Origin of the sequence: Rummeliibacillus pycnus, assembly GCF_044359855.1 — a bacterium.
GTDB lineage: Bacteria > Bacillota > Bacilli > Bacillales_A > Planococcaceae > Rummeliibacillus > Rummeliibacillus pycnus_A.
Genome location: NZ_CP132291.1, coordinates 1,038,420 through 1,054,812 on the forward strand (window position 1 = coordinate 1,038,420; position 16,393 = coordinate 1,054,812).

At 32.0% G+C, this 16,393-nt stretch carries 21 protein-coding genes and 1 pseudogene; 7 read left to right on the plus strand and 15 right to left on the minus strand.

Translation table 11 applies throughout. The features are described from left to right. Positions 1–54: 54 nt before the first annotated feature. Positions 55–384 (minus strand): hypothetical protein, encoded by a 330-nt coding sequence (locus tag Q8X41_RS05120; protein ID WP_397539181.1) that lies wholly within the window; start codon positions 382–384, stop codon positions 55–57. 385 nt (positions 385–769) lie between these two features. On the opposite strand from Q8X41_RS05120, the gene Q8X41_RS05125 reads away from it, so the two are divergent. After that, positions 770–1,378 (plus strand): hypothetical protein, encoded by a 609-nt coding sequence (locus tag Q8X41_RS05125; RefSeq protein WP_397539182.1) that lies wholly within the window; start codon positions 770–772, stop codon positions 1,376–1,378. A 413-nt stretch (positions 1,379–1,791) separates the two neighbouring features. Beyond that, positions 1,792–2,418, plus strand: coding sequence for a nitroreductase family protein (locus Q8X41_RS05130; protein WP_397539183.1), 627 nt, complete (start codon positions 1,792–1,794; stop codon positions 2,416–2,418). Between the two features lie 355 nt (positions 2,419–2,773). Here Q8X41_RS05130 and Q8X41_RS05135 read toward each other — a convergent pair whose 3' ends face one another. After that, on the minus strand, positions 2,774–2,947 hold the full coding sequence (locus Q8X41_RS05135) for a hypothetical protein (protein WP_397539184.1): 174 nt from the start codon (positions 2,945–2,947) through the stop codon (positions 2,774–2,776). A gap of 114 nt (positions 2,948–3,061) precedes the next feature. Beyond that, a complete protein-coding gene (locus Q8X41_RS05140; protein WP_397539185.1) occupies positions 3,062–4,900 on the minus strand; it encodes a DNA ligase D in 1,839 nt (612 codons plus the stop codon). 106 nt (positions 4,901–5,006) lie between these two features. Here Q8X41_RS05140 and Q8X41_RS05145 point away from each other — a divergent pair, with 106 nt between their 5' ends. Then, entirely contained in the window at positions 5,007–5,831 is an 825-nt protein-coding gene (locus Q8X41_RS05145) for a Ku protein (protein ID WP_397539186.1), read from the plus strand. Between the two features lie 58 nt (positions 5,832–5,889). Here the strand turns inward: Q8X41_RS05145 and Q8X41_RS05150 are convergent. From Q8X41_RS05150 to Q8X41_RS05170, 5 genes are all read right to left on the minus strand, one after another. Beyond that, a protein-coding gene (locus Q8X41_RS05150; protein ID WP_397538106.1) for an IS3 family transposase occupies positions 5,890–7,253 on the minus strand; the annotation gives its coding sequence in 2 pieces (ribosomal slippage) (positions 5,890–6,779 and positions 6,779–7,253; 1,365 coding nt in all). Between the two features lie 350 nt (positions 7,254–7,603). Further along, positions 7,604–8,209, minus strand: coding sequence for an ABC-2 transporter permease (locus tag Q8X41_RS05155; RefSeq protein ID WP_397539187.1), 606 nt, complete (start codon positions 8,207–8,209; stop codon positions 7,604–7,606). Beyond that, entirely contained in the window at positions 8,202–9,068 is an 867-nt protein-coding gene (locus Q8X41_RS05160; RefSeq protein WP_397539188.1) for an ABC transporter ATP-binding protein, read from the minus strand. The genes Q8X41_RS05155 and Q8X41_RS05160 overlap by 8 nt, the downstream gene beginning before the upstream one ends. 5 nt (positions 9,069–9,073) lie before the next feature. Further along, a complete protein-coding gene (locus tag Q8X41_RS05165) occupies positions 9,074–9,445 on the minus strand; it encodes a GntR family transcriptional regulator (RefSeq protein WP_397539189.1) in 372 nt (123 codons plus the stop codon). Positions 9,446–9,460: 15 nt separating this feature from the next. Continuing rightward, positions 9,461–9,775: a YfzA family protein gene (locus Q8X41_RS05170; protein WP_397539190.1), complete on the minus strand. Its 315-nt coding sequence runs from the start codon at positions 9,773–9,775 to the stop codon at positions 9,461–9,463. Positions 9,776–10,114: 339 nt separating this feature from the next. Here Q8X41_RS05170 and Q8X41_RS05175 point away from each other — a divergent pair, with 339 nt between their 5' ends. The 3 genes and pseudogenes from Q8X41_RS05175 (at position 10,115) to Q8X41_RS05185 (ending at position 11,228) form a co-directional block, all read left to right on the plus strand. After that, positions 10,115–10,357 carry a hypothetical protein gene (locus Q8X41_RS05175; RefSeq protein ID WP_397539191.1) on the plus strand — a complete coding sequence of 81 codons (243 nt, stop codon included), beginning with the start codon at positions 10,115–10,117 and terminating at the stop codon, positions 10,355–10,357. A 14-nt stretch (positions 10,358–10,371) separates the two neighbouring features. Beyond that, positions 10,372–10,659 (plus strand): annotated as a pseudogene (locus Q8X41_RS05180) (transposase); the annotation flags it as partial. 146 nt (positions 10,660–10,805) lie between these two features. Continuing rightward, positions 10,806–11,228 (plus strand): tyrosine-type recombinase/integrase, encoded by a 423-nt coding sequence (locus Q8X41_RS05185; RefSeq protein ID WP_397539192.1) that lies wholly within the window; start codon positions 10,806–10,808, stop codon positions 11,226–11,228. 364 nt (positions 11,229–11,592) lie between these two features. On the opposite strand, the gene Q8X41_RS05190 is transcribed toward Q8X41_RS05185, so the two are convergent. The 5 genes from Q8X41_RS05190 to Q8X41_RS05210 form a co-directional block, all read right to left on the minus strand. Further along, entirely contained in the window at positions 11,593–12,027 is a 435-nt protein-coding gene (locus tag Q8X41_RS05190) for an OsmC family protein (RefSeq protein ID WP_397539193.1), read from the minus strand. Between the two features lie 409 nt (positions 12,028–12,436). Next, positions 12,437–12,625 carry a hypothetical protein gene (locus Q8X41_RS05195; RefSeq protein ID WP_397539194.1) on the minus strand — a complete coding sequence of 63 codons (189 nt, stop codon included), beginning with the start codon at positions 12,623–12,625 and terminating at the stop codon, positions 12,437–12,439. Between the two features lie 397 nt (positions 12,626–13,022). Continuing rightward, on the minus strand, positions 13,023–13,547 hold the full coding sequence (locus Q8X41_RS05200; protein ID WP_397539195.1) for a hypothetical protein: 525 nt from the start codon (positions 13,545–13,547) through the stop codon (positions 13,023–13,025). Continuing rightward, positions 13,502–13,798, minus strand: a complete 297-nt coding sequence (locus Q8X41_RS05205; protein WP_397539196.1) for a hypothetical protein — start codon at positions 13,796–13,798, stop codon at positions 13,502–13,504. Before Q8X41_RS05205 ends, Q8X41_RS05200 begins: the two co-directional genes overlap by 46 nt. A 331-nt stretch (positions 13,799–14,129) precedes the next feature. Continuing rightward, positions 14,130–14,399 (minus strand): hypothetical protein, encoded by a 270-nt coding sequence (locus Q8X41_RS05210; protein ID WP_397539197.1) that lies wholly within the window; start codon positions 14,397–14,399, stop codon positions 14,130–14,132. Between the two features lie 318 nt (positions 14,400–14,717). Between Q8X41_RS05210 and Q8X41_RS05215 the strand changes: the two genes are divergently transcribed. After that, on the plus strand, positions 14,718–15,290 hold the full coding sequence (locus tag Q8X41_RS05215; protein WP_397539198.1) for a GNAT family N-acetyltransferase: 573 nt from the start codon (positions 14,718–14,720) through the stop codon (positions 15,288–15,290). Between the two features lie 162 nt (positions 15,291–15,452). On the opposite strand, the gene Q8X41_RS05220 is transcribed toward Q8X41_RS05215, so the two are convergent. Continuing rightward, entirely contained in the window at positions 15,453–15,914 is a 462-nt protein-coding gene (locus tag Q8X41_RS05220) for a putative iron-sulfur cluster-binding metallochaperone (RefSeq protein WP_397539199.1), read from the minus strand. Positions 15,915–15,927: 13 nt separating this feature from the next. Continuing rightward, complete coding sequence (merR, locus tag Q8X41_RS05225; protein ID WP_397539200.1) at positions 15,928–16,329, minus strand: Hg(II)-responsive transcriptional regulator; 402 nt, start codon at positions 16,327–16,329, stop codon at positions 15,928–15,930. Positions 16,330–16,393: the final 64 nt, after the last annotated feature.

Sequence of the window (16,393 nt, forward strand, 5' to 3'; positions counted from 1 at the left end):
TCTCAGTTGTTTCGCAAAATAAAAGCACCTCGTTAGAGATGCTTAAATGACACATTATTTTGTTAATCTTAATTCGTCCACTGTTTCTTTTACTACCCTTAAAATTTCTGTATAGAACCCCTTTTGATTTTCACAATTACGAACATTTTCATTGAGGTGAGCAATTTCTTGATCGATTTCGTTAATCATATCCGTAATAATGAGTTGTGTCATTCCACTACTAGTTTTCGCGTAAGCATTTATTAATAGTTGCCTTCTTTGTGCTAAATTCCTCTGCTTATCAAAAGATTGAACGGATTCCTCAGCAAATTGCTGGATGCTAGATTCAATCTCCTCAATTAATAAAGTTGCTGTGTCTTTTGTTATTCCATTTACGTCTACCATGAACACCCCTCCTATCATAAATAAATATCTAGTATTAGATTATTTATTTGATAGACAATTTATTCGCAAAACTCTTGAATCAATTTCATAAATCCGTTTTTCACTTTTTAATACGTAAAAAAGCACATCAAAATTATATTCATGATGTGCTTAATAATATTATTTAAACAATTTCCAGTTATTTTAATTTTTTAATTTCGCGATAGAAATAAATATAAAACTAAATTGCACTTGTTTTTCCATTTATTATAAAATAAAATTGGCATCTTTTACATCCTATATACCTAATGATTGTTTTCCTTTTTAGATCTTTAGTATTATAATTTGTTTAAAGTCAAAAGGATGTAGAAAATATACGCATTTGTTGAAAAGGAGATTTTGATATATGAAAAAGTTAATTCAATACTTGATAGCTTTACTATTTACTTTAAATTTATTTTCCATATTGGATGGTGCCAGTGCAAAAGAAAAATTAAAACCTTCTGATTATAGATTGAATACAGCTTATACCTACGTATACGATTCTTCTTCTGATAAAATAAAAATGATTTTCAGAAATAAAGTAGGTAACGATTATCACTGGAAGTCATATGTAAAATTAGAAGATGAGAAGAAATATGAATATGTTGATATAGATACTTGTGAACGCGCTACAAGTTCAATATATGGAGATTGTACAATTGTTGGGGATAAACAATATCATACACCATTTCTAAAGAAGACCATTAAAAATGGATACACTTGGAAAGTTAAACTCCCCGATGATATTAAAAATACTGTAAATACACAAACGATTACTGACACTAATGCAACTGTAAAAACAAAAGCAAGAACCTTCAAACATGTAGTTATCGTGAAATCTACTAATAAATATGCTGTCTCTTATCTTTACTTTGCAAAAGGCCATGGGGCAATAAAAATCAAGTCAAAAAATAAAAATGAAAAACAATTTCACACAACATTTGAGTTAATCCAACTTACAAAAAGAAAATAATCATCGCTTGATGAGAATAAAAATTAATTTAAAACTTAATGTTTACATCATATAGAATTAAATAATTTATTTGCAAAAGTAATCTGTATCAATTGCTCAAACTAACGTGTATGTTGGATCATTCAAGATTGTTTTTAATACATGCTCTTTGTCCTCCGAGGATTTTACTATTAGATTAAGGGTAGATTCTTAAAGAGTTCTTAAAGAGTTCCTCTATAAATAGAGACTTTACGCAAACATTCTTGGCATATGCCTACTGGTTACATTAACTTACCTGGTTATTGCCAATCTAATAACTGGAAAATTATATTTTCTGATTTATTTAACTGTATTAGTACAAGCAATTTACTTGGATTTAAAAAAATTTTGTCGTATAGTATAGTCTCAACATGATATTTCAAGGAGAGAGAACATTGACAATGACACAAAGTACATTAAATAAAGTAATGCACGAACGTAAATCTGTGCGCAAATACGATCCACAATTTAAAATCCCTAAATCACAAATAGAGGAATTATTATTAGAAGCAACATCCGCACCATCATCAAGCAATTTACAACCTTGGCGTTTTCTTGTAATTCAAGATGAAGCCATCAAAAAAGAATTGCGTCCAATTGCATTTAATCAAGAACAAGTAGTAACTTCTTCAGCAATCATTGCCGTTTTAGGTGATATCGAAATGTATAAAAATGTCGAAGAAGTTAATAATCAAAACTTTGAACTTGGCTATATGGACGAAGCCACAAAAAATATGATGATTGAAAACTCATTAAAACTATATTCAAATCTTCCAGAAGAAGTATTAACAAATATCGCAACTTTTGATGCTGGCTTAATTTCAATGCAAATAATGTTGTTAGCAAAAGACATGGGATACGATACAGTTCCTATGGGTGGATTCGATAAAAATGCATTTGCTAAACGATTTGAACTACCAGATCATATCAAACCAATTTTACTTATTGCAATTGGTAAAGCAGCAGTACCTGCACACAACTCTTCACGCCTACCATTAGAAAAAATCGCGAAATTCATTTAACACTTAAGCTTATAAATACGGACATTTTAACACATTAACTTTTCCATATTCAGATTTGGATGTTACGCTACAGACGGCGCTTTCCACGGGCTTGGCTTCAATCTCCTCGTCACTACGTTCCTGCGGGGCTTTCAGCTCAAGCTTTCCCGTAGGAGTCGCCGTCTTTCGCTCCACAATGAATAAAATTGAATATCATTAATGTTCGTATATTTTATATAAATTTTACATTATGAAATGGATTCATTTAAATACGATAAATGAAGATATTGAATCATTTTCTTTATAGTTAATAAAAGGAAAGGCGGTAATAAAAGAAGTATTAACGAATACTCTTTTTTACCGCCTAATTTTTTACTTATTCTAAATTTTGTCGAGCTACTTCATTTGCTTTCTTTTTATTTTTCTTAAATAATTTTTGAATTATATTAATTTTTGAACCAGAACTGTTTTTTCCCTGTTGTGTAATATCCATCCCCATTTCTTCATGTCCAAACCTTCCATGAGATTTTGGTGAATTTTTTTCTGACATTTGATCGCCTCCTTTACATTTTATAAATTACGTTATTAGTTTGCTTTTCTTTTTTCACTTTATTCGTTGAAGATATACTAGAAGCTCATGAAATATCCTACTCATTAAACAGCATCATTTTTTCATCTCATTTAACTGAGTAAGTAAATTAGCTAAGGATTGTCCATTAACACTTTCCGCAACTCTAAATTTAAGAAATGGATTACCCTGTTTTTTAATTCGTTCTTCTACAGCCAGGATCGTAAATACATCTGGTTTTAAAGAGTCATTCACTTCCTCCCAGTATAATGGAGTTGCTACTAACCCTTTATCATTCCCTCTTGGCGAATAAGGAGAAATAATCGTTTTCCCCTCACGATGTTGGACGTAATCTAAATATAGTTTGTTGTGCCGATTCTTTTTTAATCGCTCTATTGTAAACCATTTTGGATTTTGTTCGATTAAAAAGTCGCATACAAATTTAGTAAATAATCCAGTTTGTTCATATGAAAATACATCCATTGGTAATGGAATATATAGTTGCATTCCCTTTCCACCAGATGTTTTGATAAATGATTTTAACTCAAACTGATTAAATATTGCTTTCATCTGTAGTGCTGCTTCAACTGCCAAAGAAAACTCTTCAACTGAAGGTGGATCTAAATCAAACACAATTTCAGTCGGTTTATCTGTTTGAATTGGTTGAAAGGGTATATGATACTCAATTGCTAATTGGTTTCCTAGCCAAAGTAGTGTTTCAATATTATTGCAAACGATAAATTCCATATCTTCTATCTTTGTAGTGGTCACAAAATCAGGTGTATTTTCAGGACTGCTTTTTTGGTAAAAATTTTCTCCAGGTACACCATGAGGATAACGAATAAGGGTTAATGGCCGATTGCGGAGGAAAGGTAACATGAATGGTGCTATGTTTTGTAAATAGTATAGATAATCATCTTTTTGTATATCGAGTGAAGGAAAAACGGATTTATCAGGGTGCGTAATTTGTACAGATTCAGGAATTGGGATAAGTTGACGCAACATTTGTCGCCAATTACATTCTTCCGGTTCTTTATTAAGCTTAAATGTATGAAATCTAGGCTCACGCAACATCCCTCCGAGGAAATCGATACAAGCGATTTCTACACAAATAGAAGGCTGTATTTCCCAAACATCCTCCTTTAACTTTGTTCCATTTTTTTCGAAAAAAGTTACTAAAGTGCTGAACTCTTCTTCCTTTAGTCCATGTCGAAAAGAGACCACATCTATTAGTTTATTTTCTCGATATACTGCCCCATTAAAATAACCATTATTTTTATCAAATTTGGTTAAAATAACACTGACATATCTCCAATTCTTAATTTTTAGCCAGCTAGTCGTTCTTGTATCGCTAATCCAATTGCTAATCTTTCTTTTTGCTATTAACCCTTCCCCACTATCCACTACCATTTTGTTCCACAATTTCATCGAATCATAAAATACATCAATCATTTGTAATCGATTTATATCTTCATAATTTATCGAAGTTGGAAGGTTGACCGTTTTAAATACTTTTTGTAACCTATCTTTTCGCTCAGTTAATTTTAAGTTTGTTTGGTTCTTCCCTTTATGTTGCAACAGATCAAATACAACTAATTGACAAGGGAACTCCTTGGCATGTTTTTCAATCGAATCCTGACTACGCATTCTACCTCGAGTTTGAACAACAGAAAAATTACTTTTGAAATTATTTGTTAAAAAAACTAATTCGCAATCAAGCTGTAAGGGTAAGAAGGCACTTATCTTTTCTTTTATTTCATCAAGAAAATCTATAATTTCGGGAAAGTTTGGATTAAGAGTTTTCCCATTTCTACTTACTAATACGGGGTTTTCATCCCACTCTAATATACAGCGAAATCCATCATATTTCGTTTCATACAGCCATTCTTCTCCTTGTGGTATTTCCATTGCAAGAGTTAAAAGCATGGGTTTCATACAATCCTACTTTCTCATTTTTATTTATCTTTTGATTTATGTTCGTTACTAATACATAAAAACAGACAAAGTTTGAATAATAAAAAGAAAAAGAAGGTGACCGTTTATGCACACAGTCTGGAAAGGAAGTATTAGCTTCGGTTTAGTAAATATTCCTATTAAGCTACACGCTGCCACTGAAAATAAAGATGTAAAACTTAGACAGCTTCACAAAGAATGCAATACACCCATTAGTTATAAAAAAGTTTGTGAAAACTGCAGTAAAGAAGTTACTGAAGATGATATTGTAAAAGCATATGAATATGCGAAAAATAAGTTTGTTGTATTGGATGCGGAAGATCTAGAAAATTTAAGAAAAGAAAATGAGGATAAAGCAGTTGAAATTGTTGATTTTGTAAAATTAGAGGAAATCGATCCGATTTACTTTGAGAAAAGCTACTATATGTCCCCTGACACTACTGGCAACAAGGCTTATACACTTTTAAGAAAAACGCTAGAAGAATCAGGGAAAATAGGTATTGCCAAAATTATTATCCGTTCTAAAGAACAACTTGCCGTCGTGCGTGTATATAAAGACACATTGGTGATGGAGACCATTCACTATCCTGACGAAGTGAGAAGCATTAGCGATGTTCCAAATATCCCTGCAGAACAATTAGTAGTACAAAAAGAACTTGATACTGCCTTAATGTTAGTTGAACAATTAACAACCGCTTTTGACCCAGATAAATATACAGATGATTACAGAACTGCGTTAATGGATTTAATTGAAGAAAAGAAATCAGAGCATACTGTTACTGCGAATAATGTGGAAAAAGAGCTACCTGATAACGTAACAGATCTAATGTCAGCGTTACAAGCATCTTTGAATAAGACGAAAAAACCAACAACTAAAAAACGTACGAAAACTTTGAAAGAAAAGACTTCTTAATTGAAAAGCCCCTAAAATCGAAAAGTTTGAACTGACCCTATAAAGTTAGACAAATAGTTTAGGCAGCTTCTAAGACCTGAGTTCGGTATTCTACTGGACTTAGGTCTATTAATTTTGCCTTCATTCGTTTGTGATTATAATACTCGATATAATCATGTAGTTCTTGTTCAAAATGTTCCATACTCTCAAAATCCTGAAGATAAAGAAGTTCAGATTTTAACAAGCCAAAGAAATTTTCAATGACGGCGTTATCTAAACAGTTGCCCTTACGGGACATACTCTGCGTAATGTGGTGTTCTTGTAGGGTCTTCTGATACTTCTTCATTTGGTAATGCCATCCTTGATCGGAATGTAGAATTACTTGATCTCCTGGTTGAAGACGATTAATAGCTTGATCTAACATCTCTCCAACAAGTCGATAAACAGGACGGCTCATCACTTTATACGCAATGATTTCACCATTACACAAATCTAACACAGGTGATAAATAACGTTTCTCTCCGAATAGATGAAATTCCGTAACGTCTGTTACCCATTTTTCATTCATTTTCTTTGCCTTAAAATCACGTTGTAATAGATTTGGTGCGATTCGACCAACGGTCCCTTTGTAAGAACGATATTTCTTTATACGTACAAGACATTTTAAGCCCATCTGATTCATTAGACTATTAATTGTTTTAGGATCGTGAGTATAACCATATTTCTTCAATTCTTTAGCTATACGACGGTAACCATAACGACCTTTATGTTCGTGGTAAATCATTTTAATTGCTTCTTTTACTTGTCCGTATTTATCAGTTTGATCTAATCGATTTTCCCAATAATAATACGTACTACGGGGAATGCCAGCGACTTTAACCAACTCCACAACGTCATATTTATGCTTTAGTTCAACTATTACTTGCGCTTTGATTTTGTTTGTAATTTTTCTTGCATTTGAACTAAAGTATTTAACTTTTTTAAGTAGGCGTTCTCCATTTCTAAACGCTTTATCTTTGCTTGTAAAGCCTCTAGCGAGCCTTCATCTGATACTACAACTTTTGATTGCATCTTATTCGATTCTTTTTTCATTGGAGGGCGCCCCTTTTTCTTTGGTTCTAGCGCATCCAGCCCCTGTGTTTTTAATAACCATTCCCATTTATAAACTGTACTTGGAGAAGAAATATTAAAATTACTCGCTGTTTCTCGAAGAGAAGCGCCTGTTTCGTTCATAAAATTAAGTACGTCTAGTTTAAACTGAACAGAGTAAGCTGTATAGTCTTTTTCAAAACCATTCATTCCTTGGGCCTCAAATAATTTTACCCAGTTGATAACTTGAGATTTGGTTGAACCAATACTTTCTGCAATCTTTTTATAACTTTCAGTTCCATTTAAATAACGTTTCACTGCGTCTAATTTTGTCTCCATTGTAAATTTAGTCATAAAAACACCCCGTAAATGTTAGTTAGTGTCTAACATTTACGGGGCAGTTCAATACAGGGTTTTTAATCAAACTTTTTTACAAATTATCAATCTTTATTATAAACCATCAAAAGGGAAAATTAGTTAAGATTTAATTTGCTACTACATGACCTTGATGCCATTGATGTTAGAACAAAAAAAGGCTCGATCCAATCAATCGAACCAAGTCTTATAGGAAATAATTGTTTTATCAAATGGCAGCATAACGTCAGTTCCCGACTTTTTTTCATTCAACAATTTGTAGTTTATTTATAAAATTTGATTAAAAAACATATCTCACAAGCCTATATTTTAATGTTAGATGAACCTACTTAGAACGCCTTTCGTTTGTATATAACAGTCGTAGTCCCCCAAGAAATTAAATAGAGTAACATAATAACAAGTGTCGCTCCTATATATAAAACCGGGACGGATAAACCATTAATAAAATCAGTTATTGCTGTTAAATGTTCAGCTAAAAACAATACAATAGCCGGTCCAATAGCTGCTAAAAGGAGAAAGCTAATCATTACAACTGCTGAAATATAACCTGGTTTAAATATATGAAATAATGGAAAGGTAAATGCAGCAAATAATAAGAATAAGCTACTGCCAATCGCAATATCAATCATCGTAAATGGTTTATTGAAAGCAAATAATGCTAGACTTGTCACACCAATTGCTAAAACCATATAAACAATAGCACCAAGATAGCGTGATGCGATAATTTCCGTACGTGTATAAGGTAAGGAATTTAATAATATGTTTGTCTCTACTTTTTCATCGTATGCATAAGTGTTAAAGGGAATAAAAATACTGGCAACGAGAAAAGTCAAAGCTGGATGTGAGTCCATAATGATAAAGAATATGATAAAAGGAATAAATATTAATAATTGCCTTTTCTGTAGTATGACATCACGCCTGATTAAATTAAACATGATGTATACCACCTTTCAAGTAATACATGATATCTTCCAGAGAGGGGCGTTCAATGACAACTGTGTCTCCGAAAGTATTTTTCACTTCTTTAATATTATCAGTTAATGCTTCAAAACCCGTTGATGAACGATGAATATGAACAAAATCCTTTTCAGTGTCTCTATCCAGAAGATCCATTCCACCTTTAACGAGTGCATAGTTTTCAGCTACGTTGTGAATGGACTGATTAAATACTAATTCCCCATTCTGCATAAAAGCTATATAATCTGCGATACGATCTAAATCTGTTGTAATATGCGTAGAGAAGAAAATGGTACGATTAGCTTCAATCATTAATTCCTGTAAAAGATCCAATAGCTCTCGTCTGAAAATGGGGTCTAAGCCTGCTGTTGGTTCGTCCATGATAATCAGCTCTGCATGATGTGATAGTGCTATCGCCAATGAAGCTTTCATTTGCATCCCTTTTGAGAAAGTTTTGATCGCTTTATTAAGCGGTAATTTGAATTGTTCAACATAATGATAAAATAAAGTATCATCCCATTGTTTGTAAGCTGGTGCAACTATACGCTTTATATCTTTTAAGTTTAGCCCTTCAAAAAAAATATTGCTATCGTAGACAAACCCAATTCTTTCTTTGATAGCCTTCTCATGTGACTTGTAGTCCAACCCGAAAAGCTTAACTTCTCCGGCATCCGGCTTTAATAGATTCATAATCATCTTTATTGTGGTTGACTTACCAGCTCCATTTTCTCCAATGAATCCAGTCACAAAGCCTTGCTTCACTTGTAAATTAATATTTTTAACGGAAAATTCTTTAAATTGCTTCGTTACATTTTTTAATTCAACCACATTTTCCATTCATTTCACTCCTCATATAAAATCTTCAATAACTGCTTCAATTCATCAAATGACAAGCCAATTTCTCTGCTATTCGTTATGACCGCACTTAGCTGCTCCTCAATGACCTTTAGCTTCTTCTCTCTTATAACCTCTAAATTTTGCTCTGAGACAAAAGAACCTTTCCCGACAATGGAATAGATAAAGCCCGCCTTCTCCAATTCCTCATAGGCACGTTTCGTCGTTATAACACTAATTTGTAAATCCTTTGCGAGGTTACGCATGGAAGGTATTGCTGAGCCCTCCATAAGTTCACCTGCTAAAATAGACGACTTAATTTGATTCGTAATTTGTTCATAAATCGGCTCCTTTGAACTGTTGGAAATAATAATTTGCATGCTAATCCCTCTTCTTTATTTTTCTGAAAACATACTTGAAATAATGTCATGAACTGCTTGAATCAGTATAACAATAACGTGAATTGTCATGAACATATTAAAAAATGGAAAGGAATAAGGGGCAATCCATTTAGTAAAGAGCTTCAAGTCCAAAATCCATCTTGCTAACCTGGCAAATAAGTTATCACTATCGTTTATGTTTGGTTCCAGGAAAGTACCATCAACGACGATAAAGATCAATTGAACAATAAAAAATATACCAATGGTGATCATCCAGCGTTTTGCTAGATTAATATTATGAGTTTTTTCTATGCCTACTATTTGAAACACATCTCCTCTCTTAGAATGTTAGTGTGTTGGTTGTTACTCCTTCATTAATTGTCATTTAAGAACGAGTACACATAATTACCCACATCCCTATATAATGTATATATACTATATACACATTATATACATACGTGAAACGTCATGCAACTATTATTATTTAAAAAGAAAGAAAATTAAAATAAATTTAAAAACAAAGTCTACCTGAATTCAACAAAAGAAGCCTCTACTTTGAAAAAGATTAATCAAAAAGGATGTGCTTCTTTTGTTTAAGCGTGTGATTTTTGACATTTTTATAAATTGAAAAAGAAAATCGGAGTTCCTTTCAGGGGCCCTGTTTATTTTTTGTTCGATCTGCCTTACGTTTTAGCTGAAAAGGCAAAACAATATAAAGGGGATTGTGAAATCTTCATATTCGATATTACAAGAGGAGGACATACGGAAGCTAACTTTGGAAAAGATAGCATTATGTTTCTTAAGGATTATCAAGGAGTAGCAGAAGGTAACTACTACTGTGAAGTGGAGTATTATCCAGGAACTGAACCAGGAAAGTCATTGAAAATTTATCAGTCAAAAGGGGGATTTTAAACTTGTCAGATTAGTTGAAGAAAGCGTATCAATTGAAAGAAGAGTATCTTAAATGGTTTGACCAAGCTAAACAGATTGGAAGAGAGGATATAGCTCTTGTGAAAAATCAGTTACTTACCTTTTATCGAAGAATAGAGGAAGAAGGAATAAACAACCTAACAAAGGTAATGAAAAGGAATGCCTTTGGATACCGAAGATTTGATCGTTTTAGAAGTAGAATTTTATTACATCACCAATCTATGTATTTAGAGACTCCTATTGAGGGAGGAAATGAATTCAATCATTCCTACCCCAACATTTGACTAAGAGCCTAAATTCTTCCCTCACGGATTATTAACAGTGATTACTGATTGTTGAAACAAAAGCTGATGTTGTTGTTGTAATCGTCGTCCACGTAGATGCTGGCAACACCATTACTGTTAATAAAACATGGAGATATAAAAAATCAATGCCAGAGGGATTTGGACCAACTAAAAACAAACAATCGAACCGAATCATTGATGTTGATGAAATTACTATGTCTAAATTCGAAGAGTTATTTACAACATTGGCGAACAACCCATATGGATTGGTTTTCTACAGTTCTAAATCAAAATATAAAGTCATCAGTAATTCAAATGCAAATAAACTTTTGAAAAATATACTGGCGGATCTTGAAATTGAGCGAATCACTGTACATGGGCTAAGACACACTCATGCATGTGTGATGCTTTACAAAAAGGTATCCATTTACTATGTAAGTGAACGATTAGGTCATCAAGACATTGAAACAACGCATAGATATTATGCTCATGTTACGAAAGAGTTACGTGCAGAGGATGCTAAGGCCACAACGGATTTATTTACTAACATGTTGTCTTCTTTAAAATAATCTTAGTATACGCATATCTGAATTTCAGATATGCTTTTTTGATGCAGATAAATAATTACTATTCATAAAGGCTTTATGAATATTTAATACAAAAAACGATATTGCTTACGACTAAAGTAAGCTGTGTTATCAAGGCTTTTTCTTGTGTAAAATTTGTGTAAAATGAATTCAATTCTTATCGTTTTCTATCGTGTTCTCAGGAAATGCAAAAAGCTCATAAACCCTATCATATCAAGGTTTATGAGCTTTCTTAATTTTTCATTCGTAACGTAAATTAATCTAAAGATACCGGTGGTCGGGATCGAACCGACACTCCTCGGAACACTATTTTACCTACTTTTACTCTTTTATCTTAATTATGATTTTATTTTATAGATACTTCACCTTGAACTTCAATAATAATCCCTGCTTTTCTTAATAAATTTCCAACTTTACAACCTCTATCTGCTCCTTCAATTATTCTTTGTGCAGATTCAATTTGTTCTTCTGTTGCATCAGTAGTTAATACGATTTGTGGATAGTGAGTAATAGTAAATCCATCAGTAGCTAAAGTTGCTTTAGAATTTACTGTAAGTTCATCTACAGGTAGGCCCCTGCTTTCAAGCATATAAATAAGAGTCTCTATGTAACAAGTTGTTGCTGAACTAACTAATAGATCTTTTGGATCTGCTCCGTTACCGTTGCCACCAGAAGATTTAGAAATAGCGATATTTATATCAAAATGTTCGGATTTTAGAATCCCATTATCTGCTACTCCTCCATTCCAAACAGCATTCACATTTGTTTTTTGATTAACCATATTTAAGATTCCTCCATTGATATTAATAATATATAACCGATCCGCATTTTTTGTGTAGATATAGTACAAAATATACGCACATAGGGGTATAGAAAAAAATGATATTCATAATTTAGTCTGCGCAATTATTTTTTCTATCGTTTTACTAAATCTCAAAATATCAACATGGTGAAATAGTAACATACCTATAGGGGTATGTAAAGTCTTCTACTCCACAACAAGCAAGATAAAAGTGATTTATGTTTATTCATTTAAAACAGCTTATTCTACTTCTTTTCAAACAAATTCCATATATGGCTGAGAGACTATTCTGCCCACTCCTACTTTACGGTAGTTGTATTTATTTTTTTCTTCAATAAATCCTTTTTTAGCAAAAAAAGCACCCCGAGGGATGCTTTTTAGTTGATTACTATTTTTCTTCTTGAATAGACGCTACCTGATTAGTAAAAATAACCGTACGTATTCCGTCTTCTTTAATTCTTAATGCAGATACAGTAAAGTTGCCTTCTGCATCTAAGAATTTTGTTTCAAACTCATCAAAAGTAATGTCCATTAACACTTTACCACCATTAGATAAATTAATATAAGTCTTTGCCACATTAAACACCTCCTGCTCAACACTATATTACATAGATAATAGTAAGTATATTACATATTTGATATTTAAAAATACGACGCAAAAAAGACACACTTAGAAAAATGCATTAATCAAATGGCTTTTTAACTAAATTGAAATGCAGCTATTTATTTTCAAGATCCTGATGGTAATAGTCTAGAATTTTTTTCTCCTTTAAGATAGACTTTGAAGAAGAATTTGAAATGATGACTTTAGAATAATGTGAACGAACTAAAGAATAAGAAATTCTATAGTCTTCAATTATGTTTTAAAAGTTTTTTCTAATAGGAAGTAATATTTTTTATGGTTTTTAAATATTAAAAAGAACCGTTTGCTTATTATGCAAACAGTCCTTAGAAAAATAATAGGATAGCTATTTCTATTTTATTGAAACACCCAAAATTTCAGCTACTTTTTTAAGGTTATCTCGGTTTACTTTTATTAATTTTGTAATATTTGTGTTGTCTTTACTTGTAATGGCATCTTGTAAAGCATCATATTTCCCATGGATTTCTTCTGCATAGACCTCACCTTTTTTCGCTTTCAAAGGAGGCAGAATGGCAGCATGAAATTCATCATGAAGTTTACCTGCAATAGTGTTCGCAGATTTATAGTCTCCTTTTTTTATATCTTGTTCAATGGTTGTAAAACCATCAAGTTCATCTTTGAATGCCTTTGCCAAAGCTTGGTTATTCTCCATTTCCATACCCTTCATTGAGTCATCCTTTGTGGATTTTGAAGTAGTATTACTTTGGGTCAGCGTATTGCTTTGTGATTGATTATGATCTTGAGATGTTCCACAACCTGTAAGACTAAATGCTAGGCTTGAACCAATAATTATCGCATATATTTTTTTATTCATTTTTTCTTCTTCTTCCTTTTTTTGATTATTAAATTCACCCACATCCATACCCCCGAAATACTTAGAACAATCATACAAATTGCTCCTAAATCGGTAAGAAATATGATGGATGTATTTCCAACGTGTCCTGAGTGTAATGCAAAAATAAACTCTTGTAACTTCATTTCCCTATTTGAAGAATAACCAATAAGAGAACGATGATTTAGTAAAATTCCTGTTATGGCCATAAGTAACACTAGGATAGATCCTGTTAAGCCAGCAGTATGATGGATAATTTTTAGAATTTTGTACATAGATAGCACTCATCACTCACAATTTAATTCATTATAAAGTTGACTTCTTACTTTACGGACATTTTGAACTATCGTATACCATATGTTTAACAAGTAAATTAAAGTTTATGCAGCGTATGTTCCATATGAAAAATTAAATTCCATTTAAATGTTCTTACCCAAATTCTATATAAAAATAAACCGTAGTCTAAACAGTATTTTGTTTAGCTACGGTTTTTAATTACATTATTATTAGATTATAAATTAAAAGCTACTGTAATAATGGTTAATATTCGTTTTTCTTCACTCGACACACGGTTCATTTATTATAATCATTCAAAAGTTGGAATCGTTATTTTTTTTGACTCACTACATCTAGGCACCAAGAGAAATTATCCCAAGCAGAGTACCAGCCGTTAAAAAGTTCGGATGAATCATCCCAACGGACATCGAATTTCTTCTGACCGTCTACATCCACTAAATATAAAGCAAGTGTCTCATCCGCCTTAGAAACAGCTAACTGCATACCATTTTGAAGTTCTTCTTCAGTAAATGGAACGTCCGAAACTGAACGTAGCTGTGCTTGTTCAAATACTTGTTTGTTCATGATTTTATAATTCATAATAAACCTCCAATAAAACTTTCTGTTATGTTAAGCTCCTACTTTATCTGTAAAACATAGGACTATAAAAGTATATCCTATTTTCGTTCAGTATTGTAAACAATAAAAAATAAGCTTTAATTCTTTTCAAGTGAACTAGCCTAAAGACAGGTCTATTTCTGAAAATCGTCACAAAAAGAACTCATTCATCCATCAGGAATTAAACTTAAAATGAAAGTTGATGCTAAAGATTTATTAGTGTAAAATTTTAGAAATCGATCGATTACCATAAAATAAAAATCTAATCGTCATTTCATAACGACGACAAAGGAGAATACGATGAATATTGACATAGTCTTTGGAGATTTCCCTGAATTAAAGTCTGAAAATTTAGTATTTAAAAAAATTGAAGAGCTACATTTACAAGAAGTATTTAGGATCTATGACAATAAAAATGTATTTGAATACTGTGGAATTATTCCAAAACATAACATATATACAGTACGTAAAATGATTGGTCATTTTGAAAGGGATTTTCATAAAAAGAGTAGGATCAAGTGGGGAATCTTTCAAAAAAACGAGAGCTATAAATTGGTGGGAATAATTGAAGCTATGGACTTCAATCAAAAAGTAAACATGGTATCTATTGGATACTTTTTAGCAGAGGAATATTGGGGAAAAGGTTTTGCATCAGAATCAGTTCGTACAGTAATAAAATTTTTATTTGAAGAAGTTAGTATTAACCGGATTCAAGCAGAGGTTATGCCTGCAAACGAGATTTCAAAAAAAGTCCTTCTAAAAAATGGTTTTACAAAAGAAGGGTTGATAAGACAAGCTACATTATGGTCCGGAAAAGGAATAGTAGATTTAGAATTGTATAGCATACTAAGTGAAGACTACATGGAGAATTAAATGAAGATTAACTTTAATCAGGAGCTTTTAAGTATTTGTTCCGATTGTGACATAAAAAAGCACCTCCAATTGTTAGATGTGTCTAACAATTGGCGTGTAGTTCAATTTACAGTTGACTTTTCTTTTTATTAAAATAAAGCACCGGTTAGTTTTATATTCATGTCACTTTTTTATGCTTTTTATATACTTTGTAACATTCCCTAAACAACAACTACCTTGAGGATTATTAACCTCACAACCACATCTGTTTTCCTTTATATTTACTCGAATATTTTCAAGTGGATTAGGGGAAAGTTCTTGTTTTATATATTCCCCAATTTTCTCTTTTGTCCAATCAAAGCAATAACAAATAGGTGTAGTTGTAGAGCTATCTTTTTGATGTACTGCTACTTTTATGTCAGACAAAAGGTACTTTTTATTATTGGCATCAAAGTAAACTACCTCACAATCTTCAGTTGAACAAAAATAGTGATTAATTTTCACATTTAATGTTTCTAATGAGGATGGTTTAAGTAAAGATTTTAGTGTAATTAACTTTACTTTTTTAGCTTTATTTTTACAAGATGGACAAATACCATCATTTTCATTTTCTATTTCTTTGAGGTTGCTACTACAACAATCCATCGTTCTCCCACCTTTACTTATCATTCATAATAGTTTCAATAATAGGACACTCGTGTAGAGACTTTTCATCAGGGCAACATTCTTTTAAATTAATAAGCATGTGTTCGATTCGTTTTAAATCTCTAATTTTATTTTGTACTTCATCAATTTTTTGAATTACAAAGTCATACATATCCCTACATCGTTCATTATCTTTATCAACAACTCCAAGCAATTTATTAATTTCCGCTAAAGAAAATCCTAATTCTTTCATTTGTTTGATAAAATGTATTCGTTTAACAGTATCATCTGAATAAACCCTATACCCTGCATTTGTACGAGATGGTTCAGAAAGTAATCCTATCCGCTCGTAATATCTGATTGTTTCTTTATTAATACTACATTTCTCAGCAAGTTCACTAATACGATATCCCAACTAATCACCTCATATAAATTATAAACCCTGTACCATAGTACAGAGTAAAGAGTACTTATATTTG

Coding starts and splice junctions, on each gene's coding strand:
- Q8X41_RS05155 (WP_397539187.1), bottom strand. CDS start 8,209: ATGTTTAATTTAATCAGGCGTGATGTCATACTACAGAAAAGGCAATTA.
- Q8X41_RS05210 (WP_397539197.1), bottom strand. CDS start 14,399: ATGAATTATAAAATCATGAACAAACAAGTATTTGAACAAGCACAGCTA.
- Q8X41_RS05140 (WP_397539185.1), bottom strand. CDS start 4,900: ATGAAACCCATGCTTTTAACTCTTGCAATGGAAATACCACAAGGAGAA.
- Q8X41_RS05220 (WP_397539199.1), bottom strand. CDS start 15,914: ATGGATTGTTGTAGTAGCAACCTCAAAGAAATAGAAAATGAAAATGAT.
- Q8X41_RS05120 (WP_397539181.1), bottom strand. CDS start 384: ATGGTAGACGTAAATGGAATAACAAAAGACACAGCAACTTTATTAATT.
- Q8X41_RS05185 (WP_397539192.1), top strand. CDS start 10,806: ATGCCAGAGGGATTTGGACCAACTAAAAACAAACAATCGAACCGAATC.
- Q8X41_RS05135 (WP_397539184.1), bottom strand. CDS start 2,947: ATGTCAGAAAAAAATTCACCAAAATCTCATGGAAGGTTTGGACATGAA.
- Q8X41_RS05215 (WP_397539198.1), top strand. CDS start 14,718: ATGAATATTGACATAGTCTTTGGAGATTTCCCTGAATTAAAGTCTGAA.
- Q8X41_RS05145 (WP_397539186.1), top strand. CDS start 5,007: ATGCACACAGTCTGGAAAGGAAGTATTAGCTTCGGTTTAGTAAATATT.
- Q8X41_RS05190 (WP_397539193.1), bottom strand. CDS start 12,027: ATGGTTAATCAAAAAACAAATGTGAATGCTGTTTGGAATGGAGGAGTA.
- Q8X41_RS05205 (WP_397539196.1), bottom strand. CDS start 13,798: ATGTACAAAATTCTAAAAATTATCCATCATACTGCTGGCTTAACAGGA.
- Q8X41_RS05125 (WP_397539182.1), top strand. CDS start 770: ATGAAAAAGTTAATTCAATACTTGATAGCTTTACTATTTACTTTAAAT.
- Q8X41_RS05160 (WP_397539188.1), bottom strand. CDS start 9,068: ATGGAAAATGTGGTTGAATTAAAAAATGTAACGAAGCAATTTAAAGAA.
- Q8X41_RS05165 (WP_397539189.1), bottom strand. CDS start 9,445: ATGCAAATTATTATTTCCAACAGTTCAAAGGAGCCGATTTATGAACAA.